Origin of the sequence: Pseudomonas sp., assembly GCF_050739995.1 — a bacterium.
Classification (GTDB): Bacteria; Pseudomonadota; Gammaproteobacteria; order Pseudomonadales; family Pseudomonadaceae; genus Aquipseudomonas.
This window is the reverse complement of the sequence record NZ_JBOICG010000673.1, coordinates 1-4345: the sequence shown is the minus strand read 5'-3', so window position 1 is coordinate 4345 and position 4345 is coordinate 1. Positions and strand designations below refer to the sequence as shown.

The window sequence follows — 4345 nt, the reverse complement described above, 5'->3', positions numbered from 1 at the left end:
CCCCCGATGACAGTGGTCCAGCTACGGATGAGTTGGCTGACACACTGCCATCGGGGGCAAGCCCCCTCCCACATTTGAATGCATTTCAGGTCAGGAGGGGGCGTGTTCCGGGCGCTGTTGACGCTGCGCCACCCAATACTCGACCAGCTCGCGCAACTGTGACAATTCCACCGGCTTGGCCATGTGCCCGTCCATCCCGGCCTGTCGCGCGCGCTCTTTGTGTTCCGACAGAATGTGCGCGGTCAGCGCCACCACCGGTGTGCGAATGCGCTGGTGGCTGACTTCCCACGCGCGCAGTTGTTGGGTCGCGGAGAAGCCATCGAGGATCGGCATTTCACAGTCCATCAACACCAGGTCGTAGCGCTGGGCTTTCATCGCTTCCAGTGCCTCTTCGCCGTTGCTGGCCGTGTCGGGGTTGAGGTTGAGCTTGCCGAGCATGCCCCGAATCACTTTGGTGGAGATGCTGTTGTCCTCGGCTACCAGGATGCGGAAGTCGCTGGGCACGGTGACAGCTGCCGGCACGCTGAGCACGGGGCGCGGTTGGGCCACACCTTTGCTGCGCTGGGTCAGTTCATCGGCCAGGGTGGTCTTGAGGGTGTACCCGGCCACGGGTTTGGCGAGGATGCGTTTGATCCCGCAATTGCGCGCGATGATCTTGCTCGGTGCGTTACTGATGCCGGTGAGCATGATCAGCAGGATGTCATGGTTCAGGCTCGGGTCTTCCTTGATCTTCGCCGCCAGCTGCATGCCGGTCATGCCGGGCATGTTCTGGTCCAGCAGCACGACATCGAAGTAATCACGCAGGTGCGCCTTGGTACGCAACAACGCCAGGGCCTCTTTGCCCGACGGCACAGCGCTCACGTTCAGGCCCCAGGCCGAACATTGCTGGACCAGCACTTTGCGGCAGGTGTCGTTGTCGTCCACGACCAACACACGTGCATCCTTGAGCGGGCCGTCGAGGTCGGAGGTCGGATGTTCCAGGCGTTCCGGGTCCAGCGGCAGGGTCAGCCACAGCGTGCTGCCCTGGTGGCTGCCGCTCTTGATGCCGAACTCGCCGTTCATCAGCAGGATCAGTTGGCGAGCGATGACCAGACCCAAGTGACCACTTAAACGGGTGGCCGACAGGAAGTTCTTGCTGTGCAGTTCGCTGTGCAGCAGGGCGTCGCGCTCGGCGGCTTCCATGGGCAGGCCGCTGTCTTGTACGGCAATGCGCAGGCGCGGCTTGGTGCTGCGCTCGTCCAGGGCGACGACGATCAGCACTTCGCCTTCATCGGTTTTTTGCAGGGCGTTTTCCAGCAGGCTGAGCAGCGCCTGGCGCAGGCGCGTCGGGTCGCCGCTGATAACGCGGGGCACCTGGGGCTGGATAAAGCTGATCAGCTCGACGTTCTGCTGCTCGGCCTTGGCCCGGAAGATACTCAGGCAGTCGTCGATCAGCGCATTGAGGTCGAACTGCACATCGTCCAGTTCGATCTGCCCGGACTCCAGTTTGGAGATATCGAGGATCTCGTTGATCAGCGTGAGTAGTTCATTCCCGGCGCTGTGGATGGTCTGCACGTAATCCCGTTGTTTGACCGACAACGGCGTGCCCAGCAGCAGTTCGGTCATGCCCAGCACGCCATTCATGGGGGTGCGGATTTCGTGGCTGATCTTCGCCAGGAACTCGGCCTTGGCGGCGATTTCGGCATTGCTGGCCGCCAGGTCGCGGCTGAGGCTGAAACGGGTTTCAACAATCGCACGCTGGCGTTCGCCCAGGGCCAGGCTCATCAGCAGGCCACTGAGGCAGATGAAACTCAACAGGGTGACGATCAAACCCTGTGGCGCCACCAGTGTCAGGCCGAGCAGGGCGGGCAGGATGATCAGCGTACCGATGTTGAACACCACCATGGCCGCCACGAACAGGCGTGCCGGGCGGTAGCCTTTCTGCCAGTGATAGGCCGAGACAAACAGCATGCTCAAGCCCGCCAGAGCGACCAAGGCATAGGTGATGATGTTCAGCGGCAAGGTGTTGACGAACAACAGCAGCAGGCCGCACAGCACGATGAACAGGATGTCGGCCATCAACAGTTTGTTCAGCGGGTGCGGACCGAGGGGCATGAAGAAGCGATAGGCAAACATCAGCCCGCAGGGCGCGGTCAGCAGCAGCGCGAGGTAGGCCCCCGGTGTCTGGACCGCATGCCAGTTTGGCAGCCAGGGCCCGACGAGGTTGAGCAACAGCGCGAGGCTGAGCATCAACAGGAACTCGCAGGCGGCCAGCCATAAGCTGCTACGCGAGCGGTGATAGGCGAACCGCGTGAGGTTGTGCAGGATCAGCATCAACAACACGCCGAACAGCAGCCCGTAGATCAGCGTCTGGTTCTGGTCGGCCGCGGCCAGTACGGCCGGCTCCAGAGTGATATAGGGGCGCAGTTCGTGTTCCGAGACCAGACGCAGGTAGACATCGAGGGGCTTCTGGCTCTGGGGCATCGGCAGCATGAAGTCGCTGCTGGGTAGCGGCCGTTCCGCCTGGGGTTGGCGGGTGCCGGTGGTTTGTTGTTCTACCAGCGTGTCACCGTCCAGCACGTACAGGCTCAGGTGGGACAGGTCCGGGGCGAACACCCGTAGCACTTGCTCATGCTTGCCGGGTTGCAGTTTGAAGCGTACCCACAACGCGCCGTCCGGTTCCGCAGCGGTAATCCGGTCCAGTTCGATGGGGCTGAATTGATTGGTGTAGCGGGCGGAACGGATGTCGCTCAGTTGCAGGTCGGCCTGTTCATCAAGCAATACTGCCCAACCACTGCCTTGCGCCGCGGCCTGGGCCGGAAACAAGCAGAGCAGTGTCAGCAGACTGACTGTGAAACCTATGGCGATCCTGAGCCAGCGCACGGCGAAATCCCTTCGTAGGTTGATGCACGGGTTAACTATGCGCGGGGCGACATGGGTAGGGCAAGGGCCGAAGGCCCTTACCTAACCGAACGGATAGTGTAGCTGTTCAGCTGTTCTCGCCACGTTCACGGGCAATGGCGCGGTAGCCGATGTCTGTGCGGTAGAAACAGCCTTTACAATCGATTTTCGCGGCCAGCTTGTACGCCTGTTGTTGCGCGGCGTCGACACTGGCACCCATGGCGGTGGCGCACAACACGCGGCCACCGGCGGTCACGACCTTACCGTCCTTGAGCGCGGTGCCCGCGTGGAACACCTTGCCTTCCAGCGTAGCAGCCGCGTCCAGGCCTTCAATCACATCGCCCTTGGCGTAGTCGGCAGGGTAACCACCGGCCGCCAGTACAATGCCGACGCTCGGGCGTGGGTCCCATTGTGCTTCAACCTTGTCCAGCGCCTGGGCCAGGGCCGCTTCCACCAGCAGTACCAGGCTCGATTGCAGACGCAGCATCACCGGCTGGGTTTCCGGGTCGCCGAAGCGGCAGTTGAACTCGATGACTTTCGGGTTGCCAGCTTTGTCGATCATCAGGCCGGCGTACAGGAAACCGGTGTACACGTTGCCTTCGTCGGCCATGCCGCGCACGGTCGGCCAGATCACCAGGTCCATGACGCGCTGGTGCACCTCGCTGGTGACCACCGGGGCAGGGGAGTAGGCACCCATGCCGCCGGTGTTCGGGCCAGTGTCGCCGTCGCCGACGCGTTTGTGATCCTGGCTGGTGGCCATCGGCAGTACGTTCTTGCCGTCGACCATCACGATGAAGCTGGCTTCTTCGCCATCGAGGAACTCCTCGATAACCACGCGCGAACCTGCGTCGCCAAAGGCGTTGCCAGCGAGCATGTCGCGCACGGCGTCTTCGGCTTCCTGCAGCGTCATGGCTACGATCACGCCCTTGCCGGCGGCCAGGCCGTCGGCCTTGATCACGATCGGTGCACCTTTTTCACGCAGGTAAGCCAAGGCCGGCTCGATCTCGGTGAAGTTCTGGTAGTCGGCGGTCGGGATCTTGTGGCGCGCCAGGAAATCCTTGGTGAAGGCTTTGGAGCCTTCCAGCTGGGCAGCACCGGCGGTCGGGCCGAAGCAATCCAGGCCACGGCTGCGGAACAGATCCACGACGCCGGCCACCAACGGCACTTCCGGGCCAACGATGGTCAGGGAGACGTTCTTCTCGGCGAAGTCGGCCAACTGCTCCAGGGCCAGCACGTCGATGGCGACGTTCTCGCACTTGGCTTCAATGGCGGTGCCGGCGTTGCCGGGGGCCACGAATACTTTCTGGACGCGCGGGTCCTGGGCAACTTTCCAGGCCAGGGCGTGTTCACGGCCACCGCTGCCAATGATCAAAACATTCATTTCAAAAACCTCGGATGACGCAAATTCTTGGGAGCACTGTGGGTCGTTTTTCTGTGGGAGCTGGCTTGCCTGCGATGCGGGCAC

At 62.4% G+C, this 4345-nt stretch carries 2 protein-coding genes; both read right to left on the bottom strand.

The window, feature by feature from the left end:
* Positions 1-90: 90 nt before the first annotated feature.
* A complete protein-coding gene (locus ACRESD_RS22865) occupies positions 91-2862 on the bottom strand; it encodes a response regulator (RefSeq protein WP_431752984.1) in 2772 nt (923 codons plus the stop codon).
* 106 nt (positions 2863-2968) lie between these two features.
* Positions 2969-4261 (bottom strand): phosphoribosylamine--glycine ligase, encoded by a 1293-nt coding sequence (gene purD / locus ACRESD_RS22860; protein ID WP_431752983.1) that lies wholly within the window; start codon positions 4259-4261, stop codon positions 2969-2971.
* Positions 4262-4345: the final 84 nt, after the last annotated feature.

Bases quoted from the DNA above. Each gene is read 5' to 3' on its own strand.
- purD (WP_431752983.1), bottom strand. From the start codon at position 4,261: ATGAATGTTTTGATCATTGGCAGCGGTGGCCGTGAACACGCCCTGGCC.